General features: G+C 35.9%; 21 protein-coding genes and 1 riboswitch. Of the genes, 17 read left to right on the top strand and 4 right to left on the bottom strand.

What is annotated here, in order from left to right; genetic code table 11:
* Positions 1-92: 92 nt before the first annotated feature.
* From AC1RPT_RS06150 to AC1RPT_RS06125, 6 genes are all read left to right on the top strand, one after another.
* Positions 93-3,662: a PD-(D/E)XK nuclease family protein gene (locus AC1RPT_RS06150; protein WP_481761742.1), complete on the top strand. Its 3,570-nt coding sequence runs from the start codon at positions 93-95 to the stop codon at positions 3,660-3,662.
* Positions 3,655-7,395 (top strand): helicase-exonuclease AddAB subunit AddA, encoded by a 3,741-nt coding sequence (gene addA, locus AC1RPT_RS06145; protein WP_481761741.1) that lies wholly within the window; start codon positions 3,655-3,657, stop codon positions 7,393-7,395. The genes AC1RPT_RS06150 and addA overlap by 8 nt, the downstream gene beginning before the upstream one ends.
* A gap of 492 nt (positions 7,396-7,887) precedes the next feature.
* Positions 7,888-8,871 carry a mannose/fructose/sorbose PTS transporter subunit IIA gene (locus AC1RPT_RS06140; RefSeq protein ID WP_481761740.1) on the top strand — a complete coding sequence of 328 codons (984 nt, stop codon included), beginning with the start codon at positions 7,888-7,890 and terminating at the stop codon, positions 8,869-8,871.
* A gap of 38 nt (positions 8,872-8,909) precedes the next feature.
* On the top strand, positions 8,910-9,713 hold the full coding sequence (locus AC1RPT_RS06135; RefSeq protein ID WP_481761739.1) for a PTS mannose/fructose/sorbose transporter subunit IIC: 804 nt from the start codon (positions 8,910-8,912) through the stop codon (positions 9,711-9,713).
* A 23-nt stretch (positions 9,714-9,736) separates the two neighbouring features.
* Entirely contained in the window at positions 9,737-10,645 is a 909-nt protein-coding gene (locus AC1RPT_RS06130; RefSeq protein ID WP_481761738.1) for a PTS system mannose/fructose/sorbose family transporter subunit IID, read from the top strand.
* A 105-nt stretch (positions 10,646-10,750) separates the two neighbouring features.
* Entirely contained in the window at positions 10,751-11,137 is a 387-nt protein-coding gene (locus AC1RPT_RS06125) for a DUF956 family protein (protein ID WP_409021995.1), read from the top strand.
* A gap of 31 nt (positions 11,138-11,168) precedes the next feature.
* Here AC1RPT_RS06125 and AC1RPT_RS06120 read toward each other — a convergent pair whose 3' ends face one another.
* A complete protein-coding gene (locus tag AC1RPT_RS06120) occupies positions 11,169-11,696 on the bottom strand; it encodes a hypothetical protein (protein ID WP_481761737.1) in 528 nt (175 codons plus the stop codon).
* A gap of 216 nt (positions 11,697-11,912) precedes the next feature.
* Here AC1RPT_RS06120 and AC1RPT_RS06115 point away from each other — a divergent pair, with 216 nt between their 5' ends.
* The 3 genes from AC1RPT_RS06115 to AC1RPT_RS06105 all read left to right on the top strand — a co-directional run bounded on the left by AC1RPT_RS06115 (position 11,913) and on the right by AC1RPT_RS06105 (position 13,440).
* Positions 11,913-12,605, top strand: a complete 693-nt coding sequence (locus AC1RPT_RS06115) for a VIT1/CCC1 transporter family protein (RefSeq protein ID WP_481761736.1) — start codon at positions 11,913-11,915, stop codon at positions 12,603-12,605.
* A gap of 54 nt (positions 12,606-12,659) precedes the next feature.
* A complete protein-coding gene (locus AC1RPT_RS06110) occupies positions 12,660-13,073 on the top strand; it encodes a helix-turn-helix domain-containing protein (protein ID WP_481761735.1) in 414 nt (137 codons plus the stop codon).
* Between the two features lie 166 nt (positions 13,074-13,239).
* Positions 13,240-13,440, top strand: a complete 201-nt coding sequence (locus AC1RPT_RS06105; protein ID WP_112251328.1) for a cold-shock protein — start codon at positions 13,240-13,242, stop codon at positions 13,438-13,440.
* A 90-nt stretch (positions 13,441-13,530) separates the two neighbouring features.
* Here the strand turns inward: AC1RPT_RS06105 and AC1RPT_RS06100 are convergent, their stop codons facing one another.
* Genes AC1RPT_RS06100 through AC1RPT_RS06090 form a run of 3 tightly spaced genes read right to left on the bottom strand, consistent with a single transcriptional unit; the run spans position 13,531 to position 15,848 of the window.
* Positions 13,531-14,610 (bottom strand): LCP family glycopolymer transferase, encoded by a 1,080-nt coding sequence (locus tag AC1RPT_RS06100; RefSeq protein ID WP_481761734.1) that lies wholly within the window; start codon positions 14,608-14,610, stop codon positions 13,531-13,533.
* 21 nt (positions 14,611-14,631) lie between these two features.
* Entirely contained in the window at positions 14,632-15,006 is a 375-nt protein-coding gene (locus AC1RPT_RS06095; RefSeq protein WP_481761733.1) for a DUF1634 domain-containing protein, read from the bottom strand.
* Entirely contained in the window at positions 15,006-15,848 is an 843-nt protein-coding gene (locus AC1RPT_RS06090; RefSeq protein WP_481761732.1) for a sulfite exporter TauE/SafE family protein, read from the bottom strand. Before AC1RPT_RS06090 ends, AC1RPT_RS06095 begins: the two co-directional genes overlap by 1 nt.
* Before the next feature lie 184 nt (positions 15,849-16,032).
* Here AC1RPT_RS06090 and AC1RPT_RS06085 point away from each other — a divergent pair, with 184 nt between their 5' ends.
* The 8 genes from AC1RPT_RS06085 (at position 16,033) to serS (ending at position 24,435) form a co-directional block, all read left to right on the top strand.
* On the top strand, positions 16,033-16,665 hold the full coding sequence (locus tag AC1RPT_RS06085; RefSeq protein WP_481761731.1) for a phosphatase PAP2 family protein: 633 nt from the start codon (positions 16,033-16,035) through the stop codon (positions 16,663-16,665).
* 3 nt (positions 16,666-16,668) lie between these two features.
* Positions 16,669-17,190, top strand: coding sequence for a GNAT family N-acetyltransferase (locus AC1RPT_RS06080; RefSeq protein ID WP_481761730.1), 522 nt, complete (start codon positions 16,669-16,671; stop codon positions 17,188-17,190).
* Positions 17,191-17,276: 86 nt separating this feature from the next.
* Positions 17,277-17,810, top strand: coding sequence for an Rrf2 family transcriptional regulator (locus AC1RPT_RS06075; RefSeq protein ID WP_481761729.1), 534 nt, complete (start codon positions 17,277-17,279; stop codon positions 17,808-17,810).
* A gap of 135 nt (positions 17,811-17,945) precedes the next feature.
* Positions 17,946-19,625, top strand: coding sequence for an acetolactate synthase AlsS (gene alsS / locus AC1RPT_RS06070; protein ID WP_481761728.1), 1,680 nt, complete (start codon positions 17,946-17,948; stop codon positions 19,623-19,625).
* Positions 19,626-19,651: 26 nt separating this feature from the next.
* A complete protein-coding gene (budA, locus tag AC1RPT_RS06065; protein WP_481761727.1) occupies positions 19,652-20,365 on the top strand; it encodes an acetolactate decarboxylase in 714 nt (237 codons plus the stop codon).
* A gap of 44 nt (positions 20,366-20,409) precedes the next feature.
* A riboswitch (Lysine riboswitch) is annotated at positions 20,410-20,594 on the top strand.
* Positions 20,595-20,718: 124 nt separating this feature from the next.
* On the top strand, positions 20,719-22,149 hold the full coding sequence (locus tag AC1RPT_RS06060; protein WP_481761726.1) for an amino acid permease: 1,431 nt from the start codon (positions 20,719-20,721) through the stop codon (positions 22,147-22,149).
* An 8-nt stretch (positions 22,150-22,157) separates the two neighbouring features.
* Positions 22,158-22,889: a M15 family metallopeptidase gene (locus tag AC1RPT_RS06055; protein WP_481761725.1), complete on the top strand. Its 732-nt coding sequence runs from the start codon at positions 22,158-22,160 to the stop codon at positions 22,887-22,889.
* Between the two features lie 277 nt (positions 22,890-23,166).
* Positions 23,167-24,435, top strand: coding sequence for a serine--tRNA ligase (serS, locus tag AC1RPT_RS06050; protein WP_481761724.1), 1,269 nt, complete (start codon positions 23,167-23,169; stop codon positions 24,433-24,435).
* Positions 24,436-24,714: the final 279 nt, after the last annotated feature.

The following is a 24,714-nucleotide window of genomic DNA, read 5'->3' as shown; positions in this document are numbered from 1 at the left end:
GTTTTTATGTGTTCTTAAAAAAATATAACAGCTAAATATGGTATATTATTAGGTAATGATAACGAGTTAGCGGTATGAAAAGGGGAGTTAAAATGAGTTTAAAATTTGTCCTAGGAAAAGCTAGTAAAGACCATCAAGCAAGCCTTGTTGCACAATTAAAAGCAGCGCAAACGACTGATTCAACGGCATCTTTTTTTTATCTTGTTCCCAATCATATTAAGTTCGAAGCAGAAGTTAGTATCCTTGAAGCATTAGGTAAAGACAAACTTGTCGAACAAAATATTTTTGCACAATCGAACGTCCAAGTCTTTTCGTTTACTCGATTAGCTTGGTTCTTTTTGAAGAATACACCCTATTATCAGATTCCTCGTTTATCTCAGTCTGGATTAAATATGTTAGTTTATCAATTAATTTCGGAACATGAAGATGAATTAACAATATTTCGTGGTGAAAGGACCCAAACTGGGTTTATTTCACAACTAGTCAGCCAACTGAAAGAATTAAAAGTTGGTTGTGTGACAGTTGATGATTTAACTCGGATTGCTGAATCTTTCCCAACGACTGGGGACTTAGGTGCTAAATTAGATGATTTACAAATTATCTATCGCGCATTTGATGCTGCGATGGCTGACCGATATATTGAAAATAATGATTTATTAGCAGAGTTGAGTCGTTATTTAACAGATGACGTTTTGAAGACGAGTTATTTTTATATTGACCATTTTTCTCAATTTACAGCACAAGAGCAGGAGCTCGTGAACGCACTGATTAAGGGTGCGAAACAGATTACAATTGGCTTAGTCTTAGATAAAGGCAATGCACATGAAGTTGCTGAAAAATCTGACTTATTTTATAAATCAAGCCGGATGTATGTTAATTTGATTGAAAAAGCACATCAAGCTCAGATTCCAGTGCTAACGGATAGTTATGCTGAAACCAAAGTTAACCAGAATCCCGACTTATCTCGTCTGGAAGATTTTTGGATTGACTCTAGACGGTTAGTTAAAACAAAATCAGAAAGGTTAGAAAATTCAGATTCTATTCAACTTTTTGAAGCCGATAGTCGGTATATTGAAATTCGACAAGTGGCGACAAAAATTCGCCAGTTAGTTGCAACTAAGGAGTATCGTTATCGAGATTTTATGATTTTAACGCGGCATTTAGATAGCTACGAAACGGTTATTCCACCGGTTTTTAAAGAATTTAAAATACCTTATTTTAACGATTTACAACACGCAATGGCTGACCATCCCTTAGTCGAGTTACTGGCAGCGTTATTTGAGGTGAAAGAAAAGCATTATCAATATGGCGCAATGATGCGCTTATTAAAAACTGAATTATTAATACCACAAATAGAAAATCATGCTATGCCAATTGAACAGTACCGTAGTGCTGTTGATTTAACAGAAAATATGGTTTTAAAATACGGTTTTTCTGGTTCTCAGTGGCTACGTGAAGATGATTGGACGTTCTACCGGTTTGATTTTACGGATGCAGATGAGCAACAGACGGATAAGGACCAAAGTATCACAGTACAAATTAATCAAATTAGACATTTTGTTAAAGACGTTTTACCAGGATTCTTCAATCAACTAGATCAGGCGACAACCGGTGAAGAGGGGGCAAAGCTAATTTATCAGTTTCTTGTTGAACAAGGTGTGACACAACGCTTGTTAAGTTGGCGAGACCGCTATTTAGCTGCTGGAAACATCTCACAATCAGAAGAACCAGAACAAACTTGGCAAACATTTGTTGGGATGTTAGATGAATATGTTGAAACATTGGGAACTAAAATGTTCAATACCGCTGACTTCATGGCCTTGATTCAAGCGGGATTTGAAGGGGCAAGTTACTCACAAGTGCCATCAACATTAGATCAGGTCGTTATTTCTGAATCAGGGATGGTTCAAATGAACAACCGAAAGATTACCTTTATGATTGGATCAACTGATATGGTGATGCCAGAACAAGTTAGTCAGACACAATTATTAACAGATGATGATCGGGCGAAAATGGCTAATCTATTAACTGATGATCAATACTTAGCCGATTCGGCTATTAGTCAAATGGCCGCTGAACCCTTTTTGAATTATCTCGGATTTTTAGGACCACGCGAACAATTGATTTTTTCATATCCAAGTGGCAACGATGGCGAAAAGAATTTAAATCCATCGCCTTATTTAATGATGATTAAAGAACACTTCAATTTATCAGTTCAACATTTAGCTGCTAATCCTGAATTAACAGAACAATCAGTCCTTGATTTTATCGGAACAAAACGTAGTACATTATCATCATTGGTTGTAGCTAGTCGACTTGCCAAAACAACTGCAGTATCCATGCCTAGTGCTTGGTTGTATGTGTTACGTCAACTGTCGGCTGACCCAGAAATGGGACCATTAACGAAACAATTATTAGGAAGCTTAGCGTATAAAAATATACCGGTTAAGTTGACGCCGGAAATTATAACTGATTTATATGGAACACAAATGAATACTTCAATTTCAAAACTAGAAACTTTCTATCGTAATCCATTTGAATATTTTTTACAATATGGGTTGAAATTGAAAGAACGAGACATTTTCGAGCTGTCTCCTGCAAGTACTGGTGAGTTTTTCCATATGGGGTTGGATGAGTTGATGAAAGTTGTGACTGAATCAAACCAAGTCTATGCCAATGTACCCAAAGAACAACTAGATGAATATTTGAATGTAATTTTAAAAGATATGCGCGAGTTACCTCAGTTCCAAATTCTTGGTAGTTCAAGTCGAATGGGCTATATTGCTAAACAATTAAGTCTTCTATTAAAACAAGTGACGCATGCCATGTGGCAACAAGGGCAACAAACAAAGATGAAGCCACTGAAAACAGAAGTTTTATTTGGTCATGTCGGTGCTGAGTCAGGTTTGAAAGCCCTAGCTTATAAGTTACCTGGCGGCCATTCAGTTAAAGTCCGCGGTAAAATTGATCGAATTGATTATATGAAGGTTGATTCAAAACAATATCTTGGAATCGTCGATTACAAATCAGGGATTCGAAAGTTTGATTTTAGTGATGCTTTCTATGGATTATCAATGCAAATGTTAACTTACTTGCAAGCATTGATTGAGAATGCAGAGGTAATTGCACCAAATACTGGACTGAAAACTTCGGCAGCTGGTGCAGTTTACATGCACTTACAAAATCCTAAGCTGAAAATTGAAGATGTACAGAAAAAAGGATTGGATAATACGTTGTTGAAAGCAAACCAAATGGATGGGCTATTATTGGAAGATGAGCAGTTACTGAGCCATTTAGATACTGATTTTGAAGACGAATCAACAGGGTTTTCATTAATCTATCCATTTAGAAAAACGAAAAAAGGGTTCACATCACCATCAGCTCGTTCAAAAAAATTGATTTCACAATCAGATTTAGATTTCTTGTTGGTACACAATAAACAATTAATTATTGATGCGGCAACAGATATTTTCGAAGGGATAATCGATTTAAGTCCGGCTAGATGGAACGCTAAAAAAACAGCCCTACAATATTCACCATATAAATCAATATTCCAATTTGATGCGATGTTACCCGAAAATAATTACCATGAAATAAGTAAATTAAGCTGGGAAGAAATTGAAAAACGGATTATAGACGGGGAGGCCGACAGTAATGAGTAAGTTTACATTTACACCAAATCAACAACGTGCTATCGATGAAAGTGGGACTAATATTCTTGTATCAGCCTCTGCCGGTTCCGGTAAAACACGAGTTTTAGTTGAACGCGTCATTCAAAAAATATTAACGGGAACAGCTATTGATGACTTATTAGTTGTTACGTTTACAGACGCTGCAGCTAAAGAAATGCGTCAACGGATTCAGGTGGCACTTCAAAAGGCAATCAATGAAGCAGACAATCATGAACAAAAACAACATTTAATGGATCAATTAATGCGCTTGCCAGTTGCAAATATTAGTACATTTGATGCATTTTGTCTCCAATTAATTAAACGCTACTATTATGTGATTGATTTGGATCCCGTTTTTAGAATGTTAACAGATATGACTGAGGCGGCTTTATTAAGAGAGAGTGTCTGGGAAGACGTCCGGGAAATGTTGTATGCCAAAGACGATGTCGACTTTGAGAGATTAACACAAAATTTTTCAAATGATCGAAATGATGATGGTTTATCTGAGTTGGTTTTTAGCCTATTTACATTTGCGAGTTCGAAACCAGATCCTACCGGTTGGTTGGCTAGTTTGGCAGCAACTTATGATGTTGGCGATAATTTAATCAGTAGTTCGTTTTACCAAAAGAGTATTAAGCCATTAGTTCAAGCAAATTTAACGCAAATCCAGGCCGATTTAAAAACGGCTCTAGAACTATCAATTCAATTTGGGTTAGAGAAACATCAAGCAGTGACTGAAGAAGAAAGTCAGATGTTGTTAGCTGTTGTCCAATCTGTTGAAAACGATGGTTCTTGGAATCAAATTCGCGATAATATTCGTGGGTACGAATTGAAACGTGCGCCTAGTGTGCCAGCTAAAAATTTAGAAGATGACCAAGCTGTTGCTAAGGATCAAATTAAAGAATTAAAAGCTGGAATAAAAAAACGTTTAGCTAACTTATCAGAACAATTTTTTGTTTTAAATGAAACAGAAACACTGCATATCATGACAGAATCTAAGAAATTAGTTGAAAAATTAGTCAGTGTGATTGGCTTATTTAGTGATGCCTTCACCAAAGAGAAACGTCAAAGACATATACTTGATTTTAATGATTTGGAGCATTTAGCACTGGACATTTTAGCGAGTGATTCTGAATCTTCCGAGCAAACACAAGCTGCTCTACAAGGAAAATATGAAGAAGTTCTGGTAGATGAGTATCAGGATACTAATCAACTACAAGAAGCTATTTTGACAAGGGTAACCACGACTAATCCCGGTAATATGTTTATGGTGGGGGATGTAAAGCAGTCAATATATGGTTTTAGGCTGGCTGATCCTAGTTTGTTTTTAAGTAAATACCAAGCTTATAAAGAAACTGACAGTAATGGAAATCGAATTATCTTAGCTGAAAATTTTCGTTCTGTGAAGAATGTAACAGATGTGACTAACTTAATTTTTACCCAGATTATGGATGAAACCGTTGGACAAATGGCTTATGATAATGATGCTAAATTGGTTTTTGGGGCAAACTACTACCCAGATATTGAGCAAAAAGCAGAAGTGCTGATTTACGAATCTGATGAACCTGAATCTGCAGAAAGACCGGATGATGATAGTGAAGCAACGAATGATCAGTTTGAAATTGATGGTAAATCGGAAGGCCAAATTGCTTTAATTGGTCAACGGATTCAAGCGTTAATCGTAGATGAAACAGAGATTTTTGACCGTGATAAATCAGAAAAACGTCCCGTTGAATACCGAGATATTGCATTACTAGTCCCAACTCGTAAAAATAATTTGGTGATTATTGACCAATTTAAAAAAATGGGTATTCCAGTCGTTGTGAATGATGCGGAGAGCTATTTCCAAACAACTGAAATCAGAATTATGATGTCATTATTACGAATTATTGATAATCCCTATCAAGATATTCCATTGGTAAGTGTCCTACGGTCGCCAATTGTTGGATTAGATGAAAATCAACTGGCCTATTTACGGATTGGCAACCGAACAGATGATTACTATCAAGCGGTGTTAACTTTTTATCAAAATTTTGATACGTTTAAAGCAGGTAGCTTCGCAAAAACACTGTATAATAAAATTGAACGTTTCTTAACACAACTTTCGGGCTTTCGTGAAATCGCGCATGAAAATCAAATTGCGACCTTAATTTGGCAGATTTATCAGGATACTGGATTTCTTGATTATGTCGGGGGGATGCCAGCTGGAAGTCAGCGCCAAGCCAATTTACATGCGTTGTATAACCGAGCTCACGCTTACGAAAATAGTAGTTTTAAAGGTTTATTCCAGTTTGTGCGCTTCATTGAAAAAATGCAGGAACGCGATAAGGATTTAGCAGAAGCACCTGTACAAAATGTCGCAAATGCAGTGTCAGTCATGACAATTCATGGTAGTAAGGGACTTGAATTTCCAATGGTCTTCTTGGTTGACGCGACACACCAGTTTAATCAAATGGCGATGCGAAAACCTTATTTAATTGATGATCAGGCTGGATTAGGAATAACCTATTTAAATCCTGAAAATCGGACGATGGAAGATACGCTACAAAAAACAATTGTAAAATCAGCTGCTATTGCAAAATCAGAAGCGGAAGAAATGCGATTACTGTACGTAGCCTTAACGCGTGCGGAACAACGATTATTTATTGTGGGGGCTTACACAAATAAAAAAACGGCAATTAATCATTGGCAAAAGGCATTTCAAAGCCAACAATTAGTTTTAAATGCAACAGCTCGAAGTGGTATTAAAAATTTCATGGATTGGATTGGTATGGCGCTAGTTCGTCATCCTACTTTTGATATGTCACTATTATTGGATCCAGCAACATCATCACTACTATTAAGTGATGATGAAACGCAATTTAGCGTTAAATTTTATCAAAAAACCGACCTGAACCAGATGAGTAAAGTGAGTGAAGAAGTTTCTCAGACGGATTGGTTAGAAACAATCACGGGTGAGATGCCTGAGACGTTTGAGGATATTGATGTTAATCAAATTGATCAAGTCTTAAATTTTCAGTATCCATTCGATAATTTAACTAAAACAACTGCTTACCAAGCTGTATCGGAAGTAAAACGTCTATTCGATGATCCAGCTAATCGCGAAATGAATCAGTTGAGTATTGAAGGACAAGGCAACCGATACGTTACGAGTGAACTTGCTGTACCGAAATTTATGCAGGGAGTTGCAGCACCAATGGGAAGTGATATTGGGAGTGCAACTCATCTCATTTTACAAGAATTAGATTTAACTAGTGAGATAACTTTAGCGATAATCCAAGCTAAAATTGAGCAATTAGTGACGGCAAAAGTAGTCACTAAAGAAGTTGCTACGTTAATTAATGGACAACACATTGCCAATTTCTTTCAAACGGATTTAGGCAAAGAAATTCTAACTATAGGTAACGATGTACAACGTGAAGCGCCATTCTCAATGTTACTACCTGCCAATGAGCTATTTCAAAAGGTTGAGTCAAATAAGGAAAAAGTTTTGATCCATGGAATTATCGATGGTTATTTTGTAAAAGATAATACGTTGGTGGTATTTGATTATAAGACTGATAAAGTTTCTAAAGACAATACAATAGAAGAAATAGAAAAATTGACAGCACGTTATCGTGGCCAATTGAACTTATATGGCGAAGCACTAGAGAATATGACTGGGTTGAAAGTTGCGCATAAATATCTGTATTTGCTGTCTATTAATCAAGTTGTTGAAGTTTAATAATTCGAAGATCTCATTTCAATGAGGTCTTTTTTTAATCAATGAAAAGAATAAGAAAATATTTTAAGCAATTTCAATACCACTTTGTGTTAAAAAAATAAAATAGCATTGTATATAACAAAACTTTTTTTATAAATTGGTATAGATAAGATTTTGTTGAATGAAACAAGCTATGGAAACGTAAAAAAACCCATCATATAGGTTGATAACTAATATCTATACGATTAAATGGTATAATTGTAAGCGAATACAAATTAATATTTTTAATAGTAATTCGTAATCGTTGTGCTATACTTAACAACATAGACGTTATGGAAACGATATTATTTTTAAGTGTTTCGTAACATTTTAAAATTAAATCAGATTACCTAGGAACAAAAGCAAAATGCTTAAGTTGTTTTTGAAATAATTTTTGCGTGTTTTTATATTATAAATGTAAGCGTTTTTCCGGAGTTCTTACAGTAATCTGATAAAAATTTAGGAGGTTTTAAAATGGTTGGAATTGTAATTGCAAGTCACGGTAAATTTTCCGAAGGCATCATGCAATCCGGTTCAATGATTTTTGGTGAACAAGAAAATGTTCAAGCTGTAACTTTCATGCCAAACGAAGGACCAGACGATTTAAAAGCTCATCTTGAAGCAGCAATTGCTACTTTTGATGATCCTGAAGAAGTCTTATTCTTAGTTGATTTATGGGGTGGATCACCATTTAATCAAGCAAACGGTTTGCTTGACGCTCATAAAGATAAATGGGCAATTGTTACAGGTTTAAACTTACCAATGTTAATTGAAGCCTACGCAGCACGCTTGTCAATGGATTCTGCACAAGAAATTGCTGCAAGTATTCTAAGCGAAGCAAAAGGTGGCGTTAAGATTAAGCCAGAAGATTTAGCACCAAAAGAAGCAGCTGTTGTTGCAACAAACAAACCTACTGGTTCAATTCCTGAAGGAACTGTAATCGGTGATGGTAAAATTAAATACGTTTTAACACGTATTGATTCACGTTTATTGCATGGACAAGTTGCTACAGCATGGTCTAAATCAGTTAAGCCTGACCGTATTATCGTTGTTTCTGATAATGTTGCTAAGGATACACTTCGTAAAAACTTAATTGAACAAGCTTCACCACCTGGTATTATTGCACATGTTGTGCCAATTGCTAAGATGATTGAAGTTTCAAAAGACCCTCGTTTTGGTGGAATGAAAGCATTACTTCTTTTTGAAAGTCCACAAGATGTGTTAACAGCAATTGAAGGCGGAATGAAATTTGACGAAGTTAACCTTGGTTCAATGGCTCATTCAGTTGGTAAAGTAGTTGTTAACAACGTATTATCAATGGGACAAGACGATGTTGATACTTTTGAAAAACTAGAAGATAAGGGCGTTAAATTTGATGTCCGTAAAGTACCTAACGATTCAAAAGAGAATATGGCTAACATTCTCAAAAAAGCTAAAGGTGAATTAGCAAAAGCTTAAACAACACAATAAAAGAAAATTAATTTAGGAGGCTTATTATGTCAGCTATATCAATGATTTTAGTAGTAATTATTGCCTTTCTAGCTGGTATGGGTGGAATTTTAGATGAATTCCAATTCCATCAACCACTAGTGGCATGTACATTAATCGGGTTAGTAACCGGTAATTTAACCGCCGGAATTGTTTTAGGTGGTACACTTCAAATGATCGCACTTGGTTGGGCTAATGTCGGGGCAGCTATTGCACCCGATGCTGCACTTGCTTCAGTTGCATCAGCAATTATTTTAGTATTAGGTGGACAAGGGATTAAAGGTGTTGGATCAGCTATCGCTATCGCCGTTCCCCTTGCCGTTGCCGGATTATTCTTAACAATGGTTGTTCGTACACTTGCTGTTCCTATTGTTCATGCAATGGATGCAGCAGCAGAACAAGGTAATATCCGTAAGCTAGAAATATGGCATGTTCTTGCTATTGGTATGCAAGGTATCCGTATTGCTATTCCAGCCGGAGCATTGCTCTTTATTCCAGCTGAAACAGTTAAAGGTTTCCTTGAATCAATGCCCGCATGGTTAACAGATGGTATGGCTATTGGTGGTGGTATGGTTGTTGCCGTTGGTTATGCACTTGTTATTAACATGATGGCTACAAAAGAAGTATGGCCATTCTTTATTCTTGGTTTCGTAGTCGCAGCTATTACTCAATTAACATTGATCGCTATTGGTGCTATCGGTGTTGCTCTTGCTCTTATTTACTTGAACCTTTCAAAAATGGGTGGTTCATCAAATGGTGGCGGTGGCAATAATACCGGTGATCCACTTGGCGAAATTCTAAACGATTATTAAACTGGAAGAAGGAGGAATATATTATGGCAGATAAAATTGAATTAACTAAAAAAGATCGATTGGCTGTAGCATGGCGTTCAACGTTTATTCAAGGTTCATGGAACTACGAACGTATGCAAAATGGTGGTTGGACATTCTCAATGATTCCAGCAATTAAAAAATTATACAAAACTAAAGAAGAACGTACGTCAGCAATGAAACGACACATGGAATTCTTTAACACTCATCCTTATCTTGCTTCACCAATCCTTGGTGTTACATTAGCACTTGAAGAAGAACGTGCTAATGGTGCCCCTATTGATGATGTTGCAATTCAAGGTGTTAAAGTTGGTATGATGGGTCCTTTGGCTGGTGTCGGTGATCCCGTATTCTGGTTTACTGTTCGTCCAATGTTAGGTGCTTTAGGTGCTTCATTGGCTATGGGTGGTAACATTATGGGACCAATCATTTTCTTCGTAGCTTGGAATATCATCCGTATGGGATTCATGTGGTATACACAAGAATTCGGTTATAGAGCTGGTTCTAAGATTTCTGAAGATATGTCAGGTGGCTTATTACAAGATGTTACTAAAGGTGCTTCGGTACTGGGAATGTTCGTTTTAGCCGCATTAGTAGAACGTTGGGTTTCAATCAAATTTACGCCAGTTATTTCAACAGTTAAGTTGGATAAAGGTGCTTATATTGATTTTGATAAACTCCAAGGTGGAAAAGGCATGCAAACAGCTATGCAACAAGCTAGCGACGGTTTAGCTCTTTCACCAAATAAAGTAACAACATTACAAAATAACTTGGATCAATTAATTCCAGGTTTAGCAGCATTATTATTAACATTCTTCTGTATGTGGTTACTTAAGAAAAAAGTTTCACCAATTCTTATCATTCTAGGTTTATTCATAGTTGGTATCGGTGGACACGTACTTGGAATTTTATAAAATTTCAAAAAAACTCAGGAATTTTCCTGGGTTTTTTTATATGGTTCAATGCAATTAATTAAGGTATAATAAGATAACGTCAAAAAACATTGGAGTCGAAATACTATGGTCCAGTCAATTAATACAAAGGTAGACTTAACAATCGATGCAACTGCTTTCACAGGTTTAACTGATTATGGTAAAATCATGATTGGCGATAAAGGGTTTGAATTTTATAATGACCGTGATGCACGCAAGTTTATCCAAATTCCATGGGATGAAGTTGATCAAGTTATCGCGTCTGTGATGTTTAAAGGACGATGGATTCCGAGATATGCAATTAAAACGAAGAAGAATGGGACATTTACTTTTGCGTCTAAAAAACCAAAAATGGTGTTACGTGCAATGCGTAACTATGTTGATCCAGCTCATATGGTTCAATCACTTGGAATGGGCGATGTTTTAAAACGATCAGTTAAATCAATTTTTAATAAAAAAAGTAAAAATAAGTAATCAAAAAAACATTCTCATTGAGAATGTTTTTTTAGTAGATTAAAATATTTAAACGAAATTCTTCAAAACCATTATCAATTTGAAGTTCGTCGTCTTCGAACGTTAATTTCTTATAAGGACCGCCTGTCAAATAAGTGGCAATTTTATAATGTGGTAGGCCTGCCATAATATTATGGACCTGTAATGTATCCTCTTTTGGTAGGTAGCCGAGTTTTCGCATCACAGCTTGATCATCTTCAAAATAAAGTGCAATACGACTATTTTCATTGAATGATACAACATCTTCCTTTAAAGATAATTTATCAAATGACAAATCGACGGGATATTTCCAAACTTCAAGTTCTTCGTAATCAATAAGAAGGAGTAACTGAATGTTAGATTCTAAATCCTCATCGCGCCACCCTTTATTAATATTTTCATTTTTAGTTATTGTTTGTAAGACAACCTTAAAGTTTTGATTATAAAGTGATAAGTCATCAATTTCGGCATCAAGGTACCAAGGATGATTATTTTTAATTTCAAAATAGGGACTAATTGGGTATTTTTTTGAGTCAGACATTTGATTCACCTCTTTCGAACAATTGCTTTAAGTATATCCTATAATGGGTTGAAATGCAGGTCCTTTCGATTTCTAGTAGTCAGTCTTTATCTATGGTAAGATTGTGTCCCATTTAAGATAAGGCAATCATGTTCCTTAACGAAATTAATAAACCCGACTGATAATCGTTCCCAATTAGCTTATACTTAAATGATTGGAAATGGAGTGAATCATTTGATGAATAGTCGTGCATTAAAAGTAGGAATGGCTTTATCAACGAAATTAAATATTTTAAGAGCAGGGGTATTAGGTGCTAATGATGGCATCATCTCAGTTGCAGGCGTTATTCTGGGGATGGCCGGTGCTAGTCAAGGTAAGTACTATCTTGTCTTAGCTGGACTTGCTGGTATGTTTGCGGGAGCGTTCTCAATGGCTGGTGGTGAATACGTCTCAGTTTCTGCACAAAGGGATACACAAAAATCGATTATCCATTCAGCTGCAAAAAAGTTAAAAGAAAATCGTGAATTTGAAATTGAACGATTAATTAATATCTACCAAGCAAAGGGATTCTCGCGGATGGTCGCAACGGATGTGGTCAATGAACTAATGTCTCAAAATGAACTAGAAAATTACTGTAAAGAAGTTAACAATATTGATGTCGGTGAGTACTTAAATCCGTGGCACGCAGCGATGTCCTCAATGACATCCTTTGTAGTTGGCTCGCTAGTTCCATTATTATTAATAGCGATACTCCCAACTGAGTTTATGATTCCACTGACGGTTATTGGCGTTGCTTTAGCTTTACTTTTAACAGGGGCAGTAAGCGGGATATTAGGGCGTAATAATATTAGACATGCCATGGTAAGAAATGTTTTTGTTGGATTAGTAACAATGGCTGTAACTTATTATATTGGCGGTTTATTTGGTTAAAAACCTACCCTTTTTTTAAAAAAGAGGTATGCTTATCTAAAGGAGGTGTTGTTGATGTTTCCGGAAAGATTAAAAGCATTGCGCAGAGGTAGTGGATTAACGCTAACTCAATTAGCTGTTGGATTAAATCAGTCTCAAAAATCGAATCATAACTTGAATTCTGGCCCGCAGATTGGTAGTTGGGAGCGTGGTATTAATACACCCTCATATCTTGAAGTCAGAAAGTTGGCCGAATTCTTTCATGTTTCAATTGATTTTTTAGTTGGTCAAACTAACGATGAATTGATTGATCTTGAAGATTTATTCGCACGGACGGCAACACTTTTATACCGCGATAAAATTTTATCAGGTAGTGATCGTTATGAAGTTATTCAAATGATTCAAGGATATTTAATGGGTAAATACCAGCCATATAATCTGGAAGAAAATGATGATTTAGCGTTACCACTTGAAGATGAAAACAACTAAATAAAAGCGCTATTTTAGAATTTGTTTTTACAATTAGACGTGATATAATTTAGGTGGCTTTTCAAATCAAATGAAGTTGATGAGTGTCTTCGGAAACGATATCAACTGGGACGATTTGAGAGTCATAAATAAAACGTGTCACATAGACACAAGGAGGATTTTATTCATGGAACAAGGTACAGTAAAATGGTTTAACGCAGATAAAGGTTTTGGTTTCATTACTCGCGAAGATGGTAGTGATGTATTCGTACATTTCTCAGCTATTCAAGGTGACGGTTTTAAAACATTAGACGAAGGTCAAAAAGTAACTTTTGACGTTGAAGATAGTGACCGTGGACCACAAGCAGTAAACGTAAACAAAGACTAATTTAAAATCTAAACAACTTGCCATTTAGGTGAGTTGTTTTTTTATGCAAAAAAGTAGGCCGTCAATCCCCGATTGACGGCCTACTTTTAACTATTCACGAGTTGTATTAATTTTTGTATCGGCTGTTAAAGTATTTCCAGTTTTAGCTGGAACCAAGCCAAGTGTGGAACGTAATTTATCAGTGATACGTTGTTTTTCAGTTTCGCTGGCAATTTCAAAAGCTTCTCCATTGACCATTGTTCCTGTACCTTGTAGATAATCTGAATGTGAATGATGTGTTGCCTTACGATAATTGGTACCTAAGACGGTAAGATCATTGAATGTTAAATCAGTTTTCATTTGAGATGACATTGTATTTAAAAATTTATCGTCTAATAAATTTTGAAGTTGTGTACTTTTTAAAGCCACTGCCATAATAATCTGACGTTGGCGTTTTTGTCGACCGTAATCGCCAAGAGGATCATCATATCTCATGCGGGCATACGAAAGGGCTTGTTTACCGTTGACATGAGTTTTAACGCCTTTTTTGAAGCTGGCACCATTATAAGAAAAAGATAGTGGTGGATTAACGTCAACACCGTCAACAGCATCAACTAGTGATTCTAAACCGCCCATGTTGATTGTTGCGTAGAAATCAATGGGTACATTGAAATATTTTTCAACAGTTTTAACGGCAGTTGCAGCACCACCATAAGCATAGGCAGCGTTTATCTTACTTGGAAAATCTGATTCATGGTCTGAAACCGCAACTTCAGTATCACGCGGTAAACTGATTAAGGTCATTGATTCTGTTTTAGGGTTAAGTGTGGCAACGATTAAAGTATCCGTTCGGCCACCAGTTTTAGCACGACCCAAGGCACCATCATCAGAACCTAAAAGTAAAATCGAAATAGGATGGTCCTTTTCCAAAACCGCTGCGACATTTCTAGTTTTAGCAATTTTAGTAGAAGTATAGATTTTATCAGCTGCATTTTTAGCGTTTGAGTATTTATGGTAGGCATAAACGCCACCGCAGATAGCAGCGATTATTATAATGATTAACCAAATTAAGCGACGACGTTTCTTGTTTTGCTTTTTATTTTTTCTTTCGCGTTTTGGTAAAGGCAGGTGATTAGTTGTTTCTTGGTGTAGTAGTTGTTCTTTATGATAGTTTTCTCGACGACTTGACATTGAAATGTTCCCCTTTATTAATTAATGTTCGCCAATAAAAAAGCCAGCAATTAAAATGACTAAAACGATGACGGTAATTTTAACGTACAGATAATCTTTTTCTTTGTAGAAAGCATAAATTGAAATAACGACACGAAGAATTGGTGTTAGTATTAAGCAAAATAGCCCAAGCATCATAATTGCGTAAGGTTTAAGTGCGACAATTCCAGAAATGATAGCAGAAAATGAAGTTGGAAATGTATTACCTTGATAGCCTGTTGAACCTGTAACTAAGGATAGGATAAGACCAATAATCATAATTATCGCAGAAATGAAAACGCCAATTCTTAGTATTTGACCAATCATTAATTCAATTTTTGCCATTTCGGCTGATGTGTTATTTTTTTCATTCATCATTAGATAGATACCCCGAATCCTTTTAGAATCATCTGAATGCTGACATACAATAGTACAGGTACAAAAATGAGGCGAATTATTTTTGCGGGTAGGTATTGCATTGCACGCGAACCAATTGATGAACCAACTAAAATTCCTAGCGCTAATGGAACCGCAATATCAGGTCTAATTGAACCATTGAAAAAGTAGACGGTCGCACTTGCGGCAGCGGTGACACCCATCATTAAGTTACTTGTTGAACTTGATGGTTTCAACGGCATTTTCATTGCAGTATCCATTGCCATAACTTTGAAAATACCAGATCCGATTCCTAGTAGTCCACTAGCAACTCCAGCACCAAGCATAATCGCCATCCCACCTGGAACATTTTCGACTTGATAATCAACTTGTTTTTTTAGTTGTTTATCATAGTACGAACTATTCAGTTTAAATTTGGTAGATAAATAATCAGGTTCAGCTGATTTTAAAACTTCTTCACCTACAAAAATTTTTTTAAGCATGTTGTAGACAGAAAGTAGCAAAAAAGCACCGAATAAAATGAAGAGAAAGGATGTATTAAAGACTCCTGTTAAGAGTGCTCCACAAATCGCACCAATTGTCGTTGCGATTTCTAAAAACATGGCGACCCTCAAATTTAAAACGTCATCTTTTAGAAATGCAATTGTAGCACCAGAACTCGTTGCGATAACGGCAATGATACTAGCACCAATAGCGTATTTAATATCTAATCCCATCATTAAAGTTAAGACCGGGGTGACAATGATGCCGCCACCTAATCCTAAGATAGATCCTAGAGCACCTGCCACAAGACCAGCGGCAAGCATAAGTAGTAGCGTATTCATTATTTATTTTCAACTCTTTTCTAAATTTATAAAGATATCCTATTTTACCATAAACTTACATAAAATTGAGCATTTGCTTGATTTCTGTATGAATTCTTAAAGATTTTGGTAACTAACTTTAAACAAATTAAAAAATATGATAAATTATGTGGATAAAATAGACTGTAATTAAGAGGTTAGAGTAATGATTAATAAGAATAAACTTTATGGAGTAGTCATAATAGGCAGTGGACTATTCGCAATATTGACGTTATTAATAGTAACAAAAAATAATTTTATTCATGGTATAGATAATAATATCATTGCAGTTGTTAGGTTTCATCCTACAGCGCAACTAGACCAAGTGATGCAGATAATCAGTTGGCTAAGTAGTCCGATGATGATAGGGTTGTATTCAGTCATTTTGATGATTATTTTATATAAATTACGACGAGGTGTACTCGCTATTTGGACAGGGATGACCATAATGACTGGAGCACTGTTAATTAAGCTCATTAAAAGTAGCGTCCAGAGACCTCGACCAGTGGGGCATGGATCAATTACTGGATTCAGTTTCCCCAGTGGACATACGTTCGGGGTGGCATTATTTTGTCTAACGATAATGAGTATTATGCTGGTAGAATTTAAGTATAGTAAACAATTTTTGATTAACTGCTTATTAGCGATATGGATCATGATGATTATGATTTCAAGAGTATATCTACAAGCTCACTTTCCGACGGATACGGTAGGCGCTGTTCTTTTAACAGTCACTTGGATAGCCATTGCACGCGTTATATATCTAAAAATTCTGAATAAATTTAAAATTGAGGGCTAAAAAATGAATCAATATGAAACGAAACGGCTTGTGGTACGTCCGTTATGCTCATCAGACATAAATGACATATATGAATATGCTTGTGATGAAACGGTTGGTCAAATGGCTGGCTTTTTACCCGTGAATTCATTGGCTGAAGCTAGTTTGTTCGTTGCGACGCTACAAAAACAAAGTATATTTGCGATTGAGTGTAAAGGAAATCAAAAAGTAGTCGGTAATATCGGTTTATATGAAGTAGTTGATGAGAATCAAGAACCTAGTTTGGTAGTTAAAGAGGTTGGCTATGCACTAAATCCTATTTTTAAGAATCAAGGGATAATGACTGAAGCAGTTCAAGGACTTTTAACAATGGCTCAGGCGTTAGATTTAGAACGTGTAATTGGCGTGACAACTATTGAAAATAAAGCATCTATCAAAGTGTTAAAAAAATCCAATTTTAAATTTGTTGAAAAAAGAGCGGTTTCATCCCTTTTTCAACCTGCTGCTCTAATTAATGAAATTGTTTATGCGGTTGATTTAAAATAATCAATACCAATTGTCAACGACATATGTTATCCTTTATTCGTATATATAGAACTATTTGAAAATTAATCAACCGGGGGTAGCTGACTATGCAATTAACAAAAGGATTTGAACAAGCAGCGTGTATTATTTCTTTATTGGCAACGCAGGATAAGGGTGTGCCAATTTCATCGCAAGTAATCAACGCTCGTCTTGGTGGTTCACAAACTTATCTTCGTAAAATTATGCGTAAGTTAGTCGTTGCGGGACTTGTGAAATCTGTTTCAGGTAATAATGGCGGTTTTACGTTAGCAAGGGATGCTAAGGATATCAATTTATTAGAAATTGTGGAGGCTTCGGAAGGAAAGATTGAAACCTATCCAAACTTCGGTTTCTTTGATCGTGTATTTCGTGAATTTAAACAAGATACAGAAAAAGCAACCGTCGTCGTTAATAGTGTTTTTGCTGAAGCGGATAAACGTTGGGCTAATTATTTAGAGTCACAAACGGTTTATCAACTAATTGCAGCAACGTTTGACGAAACTGAAATTCCTTTAATTAATTGGAATGAAGAAGATATCAGTGGTCAACGTAAATTAATCATTCAAAAAATTGTCGAAAATGTAACCGGAAATCATAAATAACGAAACCATTATTAACCATAACTGGGTTAATAATGGTTTTTTATTTAGGCTTACATTTGGTAAGTTTAAACCATAGTCATTTATTTGTGAAAATGCTATCATGGATACTACTAAAACAAATTCGGAGGAAATCTAATGACAGATAATAAATATTACGGCGCAGATGCCATTGTTGATAGTTTAATAAATCATGATGTGAAATATGTATTTGGTATTCCTGGTGCAAAAATTGATCGTGTTTTTGAAAAATTGGAACATCCGACGAATTCTAAATCGCCAGAATTAATTATTACGCGCCATGAACAAAATGCAGCATTTATGGCTGCTGGGATTGGTCGTATTACAGGTAAACCGGGGGTTGTTTTAACGACTTCCGGACCTGGTGCAAGTAATTTGGCAACAGGCGTTGTGACGGCTACGGCAGAAGGTGATCCTGTTCTTGCTATTTCTGGTCAAGTGAAACGTTCAGATTTAACGAGACTAACGCATCAAAGTATGAATAACACGGCATTATTTGAACCAATCACTAAATATAGTGCAGAGGTTCAAGAACCTGAGAATATTTCAGAAGTGATTGCTAATGCTTACCAAGAAGCTGAGGCTGCAAAGCAAGGGGCAAGTTTCGTTAGTATTCCCCAAGATGTAACAGATTCAGAAGTGAAAACAAAAGTTATCCAGCCTTTAATGGCACCTAAATTAGGTCCCGCTAGCCCGGTAGAAAGTACACTTTTAGCACAAGAAATTAAAGCAGCAAAATTACCTGTTTTACTTGTGGGAATGCGGGCATCTTCACCAGAAGTAACAAAAGCTATTCGTAATTTAGTTGAAGCAACGAATCTACCTGTTGTGGAAACATTTCAAGCCGCTGGTGTGATATCGCGTGAATTAGTCGGTGATTTCTTTGGTCGTGTGGGCTTATTCAGAAATCAACCAGGGGATCAATTACTTAAAAAGAGCGATTTAGTTATTACAATTGGCTATGATCCTATTGAATATGAACCACGTAACTGGAATGCAGAAGGAACAGCTAATATTGTTGTTGTTGACGATATGCGTTCAGAGATTGATCATAATTTCCAACCAAAGAAAGAGTTAGTGGGCGACATCGCGCAAACACTTGAATTTTTATTACCCTATATGAAAGGCTATCAAATGGCATCTGAATCTCGTGAGTATTTAGATGGCTTACAAGAAAAATTACAGGCTAGGGATGAAGCGCCAGTTGTGACAAGTGACACATTAACCAGTCATCCATTAAGCATTATCCAAGAATTACAAAAACGTGTTTCAGATGAAATGACGGTAGCAGTTGATGTCGGTAGTTTCTACATTTGGATCGCGCGACATTTTAGAAGTTATGAACCACGTCATTTATTATTTAGTAATGGGATGCAAACATTAGGAGTTGCGTTACCTTGGGCAATTTCAGCGGCCTTAGTTCGACCTAATACACAAATCGTCTCAATTTCTGGAGATGGTGGATTCTTGTTTTCAGCCCAAGATTTGGAAACAGCGGTTCGTTTGAATCTGAATATTGTTCATATTATTTGGAATGATGGACACTACGATATGGTTAAATTCCAAGAAGAAATGAAATATGGTCAATCTGCCGGTGTGAATTTTGGCGCAGTGGATTTTGTGAAATATGCGGAAAGTTTTGGTGCAAAAGGCTTACGCGTTGAAAAAGCACAAGATTTAGCTAAAACATTAGATGAAGCATTTGCAACTAATGGTCCTGTTATTGTTGATATACCAGTTGATTATAAAGATAATCAAGAATTAGGACAATCAATTTTAATGGATCAATTATATTAAAATAATTTTCAAGAGAGGTCAACGACATGCAAGATATAAAAAAGGTTTATCAACATGGTACCTTAGCAACATTAATTGAAGGCTTGTACGAAGGCACATTGAGTGTTGGAGAATTATTGAAACATGGTGATTACGGAATTGGAACTGTTGGTGATTTAGATGGCGAAATGATTGTGATTGACGGAAAGGCTTTCCAGATTACTGCAAAAGGTCAAATTAATCAAGTTAGCGATGACGTTCTTGTTCCATTTGCGACAGTCCATTTTAATCAAGCAGACGCATCTATTCAATTTGAAAATGTGGCAGGAAATGTTTTAGAAGAGCAATTACTTGAATTATATCCTTACCAAAATTTATTTTTTAGTGTTCTTATTAAAGGAACATTTAGTAAAATGAGTACACGATCTGTTGCTAAACAAAGTAAACCGTATCCAGAATTAACTGCGGTAACTGCCAAACAATCGGAATTTGAAGAAGAAGATATTGATGGAACAGCTATTGGCTATTTCACACCTGAGTTATTTCAAGGAATTGGTGCAGCGGGATTCCATATTCATTTTTTATCTGATGAAAATAAAATGGGTGGACATATTTTAGATTATCATTTAAAAAATGGGGTTGTGAGTTTACAGCCATTTAGTTCGATTGAACAACACTTTCCAATCGAAAATGAAGCTTTTTTAAAAAATGAAACAGATATTGAAAAGTTGCATGATGAAATTAATATAGCTGAAAATTAGGATACAGCTTGCAAAATATCAGTGAATTGATTATAGTAAGAATTATCGAAAGAAGAGGATGCAGTTTTCATAAGTATGTTTAATGAAGCAATTAAGTGCTGAAGAAGTTAAACTGAAAGGGTGAACTGCCGAAGTGGATGCTAACTTAGATTTAGTGACTGCTGGGGTCTGATTTAATAAGTCAGAAACTGTCGTGATTATATAGTAATCACGGGGCGCTTATAACGATTTGACTGAGTCTATTAATCTGAGTCTTTTTGTATAACGCGTAATAGTGTTGTACAAAAGGTCTCTTTTTCTTTTCTCAATTTTAAAAATCACGAGTGCTCCTCTATATATAGGGGGGATTTCATATGGCAGAACAAGAAGGTATGCACCGAGAGTTAAAAACAAGACACTTATCAATGATTGCCTTGGGTGGAAGTATTGGAACAGGCTTATTCGTTGCGAGTGGGTCAGCAATTTCGAAGGCAGGGCCAGGTGGTGCGTTACTAGCTTACATTGGCATTGGAATTATGGTTTACTTTTTAATGACTAGTTTAGGTGAAATGGCAACGTATTTACCAGTTTCAGGGTCGTTTGCGGTTTATTCAACGCGATTTGTTGATCCTGCGATGGGTTTTGCAATGGGTTGGAATTACTGGTTTAACTGGGCAATTACATTGGCTGTTGATATTAGTACAGCTGCCTTGGTTATGCAATTTTGGTTGCCAGATGTACCAGGATGGATTTTTAGTACAATCTCGTTAGTTATTATTTTTTCAATTAATGCGTTGTCAGTTAAATCATTTGGTGAAACAGAATATTGGTTATCAATTATTAAAGTGGTGACTGTCATTGTCTTCTTAATCGTTGGTGTATTGACTATATTTGGTATTCTAGGTGGCCATGCAACGGGACTTGAAAACTTTACAATGAAGAAAGCTCCATTTGTTGGTGGTGTTCCAATGATTCTAAGTGTATTCGTCGTCGCTGGTTTCTCTTTCCAAGGAACTGAATTAATCGGTATTACGGCGGGAGAATCAGAAACGCCTGAAAAGAGTATTCCAAAAGCAATTAAACAAGTGTTTTGGCGGATTCTACTATTCTATATTTTCGCTATTTTTATCATTGCAGCAATTATTCCGTATACAAGTCCAGATTTACTCGGCTCAAGCGCATCAGATATTTCAATTAGTCCATTTACATTGGTCTTTCAAAGAGCTGGGTTAGCCTCTGCAGCAAGTGTTATGAATGCAGTTATCTTAACATCTGTACTTTCAGCTGCAAATTCAGGAATGTATGCATCAACTCGAATGCTTCATTCACTTGCGGAACAGGGTTACGCTCCTAAAAAGTTTAAACAAACGAATAGTCGTGGTATTCCAATGGCAGCACTAGTGGGAACAACATTTATCGGATTACTCACATTTTTAGCAAGTGTTTTTGGAGCAAAAGTGTATGTCTTTTTACTGAGTGCTAGTGGGTTAACTGGATTCATCGCTTGGCTAGGAATTGCAATCTCACATTACAGATTTAGAAAAGCGTTCAAAGCGCAAGGACATGAAGTGTCAGAATTAAAGTACTCTGCAAAATGGTTCCCAGTGGGCCCTATTTTAGCGCTTGTTCTTTGTATTTTAGTTATTCTTGGACAAGATATTCAATCATTTAAAAATTTTGATTGGGAAGCAATCTCGGTTAGTTATATGAGCATTCCGTTATTTGTTATCTTGTACACATATTATAAAATACGCTATAAAACAAAATTAATTCCATTAAAAGATGTAGATTTATCAAAGAAATGAGGCACATTTTGACTAGAAGAAAATGGATGATGATGGTAGTAATGATGTGTGCACTATTAATAGGTGCATGCGGTAAGAAAGCGAATACGACACCTAGCCATAAAACGGTAAAAGTCACACAAAAAAGTGAGCTACCTAAAGGTGTAAAGGCAAATGATTGGAATTTAATATTAGTTAATTCAGAGCATAAACTCAAGCAAGAACTGGATTTTAAACAGAAAATAGATGGAAATGTTATTGTAAATTCAAAAATTGAGAGTGCTTTGAATGATTTTGTATCAGCAGCAAATAAGGCCGGGTATAAGGCGTCACTGGTATCTGGTTATCGATCAATTAGCTACCAAAAAGAGGTCTATGCAGACTCAATTAAAAGCTATGAAAATTCGGGAAAGTCAGTTGCTCAGGCTAAACAATTAACAAAAGAGTATGTGGCAGAACCAGGATCAAGCGAACATCACACCGGACTAGCAGTCGATATGATGTCATCAAATTGGTATGCCAAACATAATGATTTAGATAATAGTAGTGAAACAGATAAGGGTCAAAAATGGTTAATCAACCATGCGGTAAATTATGGATTTATATTGAGATTCCCGAAAGATAAAGAAAAATCGACTAAAATTGATTATGAAACATGGCATTTCCGCTATGTTGGTAAAAGTAACGCGAAATATATAGTTAAGCATCATCTTTCGTTAGAAGAGTATATCGATTTGCTTAATAAAGCGGGTAAGAATTAAACTTGCAATTTAATAAAACAACGCTTATTATTAAAGTAATAAATAAACACGGAAAACGTTATAAGTAGGCATTTAAGAGACGTAATGGTGGTGGAAATTACGAAGCTGAAAATCCGGCGTGAATAAGTGGGTGGGTAATGCCACACGGGAGACCGTTATCTATTTGAGTGTGACAAATGATTATTTGTCGAACTTGGGTGGTACCGCGAAAATGAGCCTTTCGTCCCAATTAGTGGATGAGTGGGCTTTTTTTATACAAAAAAAGGAGGAACAGAATATGTTAGATATTAAAATGATTCGTCAAAATGTCGATGAAGTTAAGGAACAATTGGGTAATCGTGGGGTAAAACCAGAGATTATTGATGAAATGGTTGAAAAGGATCGTAAACGTAGGGATATTATTGTTCAAACCGAAACTTTAAAAAAGAAAAGAAACGATGTATCGCAAGCTATTGCACAATTAAAACGAAATAAAGAAAATGCAGATGCTCAAATCGAAGAAATGAAAAAAGTCGGAGATGAAATTAAAGCATTTGATGAAGAATTAAAGGTTTTAGATGCAGACGTAACAGATATGGCATCGCGACTACCAAATATGCCAAATAAAACGATTCCAGTAGGTCCTGATGAAGATTCAAACATTGAATTAAGAAAAGTAGGTACACCAAGAACTTTTGATTTTGAGCCGAAAGCACATTGGGAAATCGGTGAAAATTTAGATATTTTAGATTTTGAACGTGGCGCTAAAGTGTCGGGCAGTCGATTCCTATACTATAAAGGATGGGGAGCTCGTTTAGAACGTGCTTTATACAATTTTATGCTTGATCAACATGCAATTGATGGTTATACAGAGATTATTCCTCCATATATTGTTAATGATGAGTCAATGTACGGAACTGGTCAATTTCCGAAGTTTAAGGAAGACGTTTTTCAAATCGCAAATGAAAATTTAACGTTAATTCCAACAGCAGAAGTACCATTAACTAATTACTACAGGGATGAAGTTATTCCGGAAGAAAAATTACCAGTATATTTCACAGCTCTCTCACCCTCATTCAGATCTGAAGCAGGAAGCGCTGGAAGAGATACACGTGGATTGATTAGATTGCATCAATTTAATAAAGTTGAAATGGTGAAATATACTAAACCAGAAGATTCATATGCAGAACTAGAAAAAATGACAAGTGATGCAGGCAGAATTATGGAAAAACTTGGGTTACCATATCATGTGATAACATTGTCAACGGGAGATATGGGATTCTCAGCAGCAATGACACATGATTTAGAGGTTTGGTTACCTGCACAAAATATGTATCGTGAAATTTCAAGTTGTTCTAATACTGAAGCATTTCAGGCTCGTAGGGCTCATATCCAATATAGGGATGATGATGGAAAATTACAGTTTGTACACACGTTGAATGGTTCAGGATTGGCAGTTGGTCGTACGCTAGCAGCAGTTCTTGAAAATTATCAGAATGAAGACGGGTCGGTAACTATTCCGGAAGTTCTTCAACCATACATGGGTGGATTAGACATTATTAAATAGCTTTTATCAAAAAAGCGACTTAAACTTATCAATTCGATGAGGTTAAGTCGCTTTTTTGATAAAGTAATAATTAATAAATCAAATTTATCTGTAATGAAGTATTGACAGGGTGTATACCAGATGGTATATTAATAAAGCTGATTGATACGGCAAGAAGAAATGAATATTTATTCAAAAAAATTCTTGACAAATCATGACGTGGTTGATATGATATAAAAGTTGTCAAAAGCAACCAAGTAGATCTTTGAAAACTGAACAAATTTTCGACAAATCAAATGT

Source organism: Dellaglioa sp. CoH-56-MRSF-11, from assembly GCF_056782135.1.
Note: the sequence above shows the minus strand (reverse complement) of the source record. Positions and strands in the feature narration are given on the sequence as shown.